We start from the raw sequence: 1,026 nt of genomic DNA, 5'->3' as shown, positions 1-1,026 counted from the left end.
GGCCGCGCCTGCGGCCGGCCAACTGGTCGGCGCCGGCCGGGTCGTCGGCGATGGTGCCGACCACGCGGGCGCCGGTCTGGGCGTGCACGAGCATGTCGTTGACCTGCGAGGCGAGCTTGCCCGCCGTGCCCGTGTCGGCGATCAGGACGACGCCGATCATCGGGGTGCCGAGGCTCGCGGCGCCGCGCGATCCGCCGTGCAGCTTGCCGGCGAGGGCGGCGGCACGGTCGCGGACCCGGGCGATGGCCTCCGGCTCGGTGCGCGAGATGAGCAGCACGAGCGCGGCGTGCGGGAACAGTTCGACGGCGGGGGTGTCCCCGCTGACGCGTCCGCAGTCGGCGATGACGTCGGCGGCGGCGTGCGGGGAGTCGGCGAGGGAGGCGAAGGCGTGCCCGAGGGTCGGCCACAGTCCCGCGAGGCCGGCCGCCTGCTCGGCGATGCCGAGCCCGACGAGCACCTCGAGGCCGCCGCTCAACGGCTGGACGTGGTCCCAGAGCTGGTCCGGCACGAGTCCGCGGCGCGCGGTGGCGGCGATGGACAGCATGCCGGTGTTGGGGTTGAGCGGTCCGCCGTGTGCCGCGGCACTGCGGTAGACGAGGTCACCGCCCGCCGGGTCCGCCTCGGCGAGCAGGACACGCCGCGGCCAGACCGCCGAGAGGGCGACGGCCGCGGTGGTGACGCCGGGGGAACCCTTGTCGGCGGCGAGAGCGATGAGCGCCATGGGGTGGGTGCCGCCTTCTAGTTGCCGGGGACGTGCACGATGGCGACTTGGTTCGCGGCCGCCGCGGAGGCGAGCGCGGCCGCGTCGGCCTCGTCGACGAGGACGGTGAGCGAGAGGTTGCCCGTGCTCACCGTGGCGTCCTCGTTCTCCGCGACATTGGCCACGCGCGCGTTCTCGACGATGGCGCCGGACGAGGTGCCACTCGAGCCGGTGCTGTCGTCGGCGTTGTTCGAGGGCGAGCCGCTGGTGCTGACGCGGTAGGCGGAGACGATGTCACCGCCCTTGATGTCGGCCGGGTACTGACC

Annotated in this window: 1 protein-coding gene and 1 pseudogene; both read right to left on the bottom strand. The window is 74.7% G+C overall.

Features of this window, described 5'->3' with window-relative positions:
• A partial coding sequence (locus tag ACFTZL_RS45115) for a hypothetical protein (protein ID WP_382596498.1) occupies positions 1-721 on the bottom strand: 721 nt, incomplete at its 3' end.
• A gap of 17 nt (positions 722-738) precedes the next feature.
• A pseudogene (locus ACFTZL_RS45110) lies at positions 739-1,026 on the bottom strand (hypothetical protein); the annotation flags it as partial.

This window comes from Streptomyces sp. NPDC056948 (assembly GCF_042674225.1).
GTDB lineage: Bacteria > Actinomycetota > Actinomycetes > Streptomycetales > Streptomycetaceae > Streptomyces > Streptomyces purpurascens.
The sequence above is the reverse complement of the archived record's forward strand: the minus strand, read 5'-3'. Positions and strand labels throughout refer to the sequence as shown.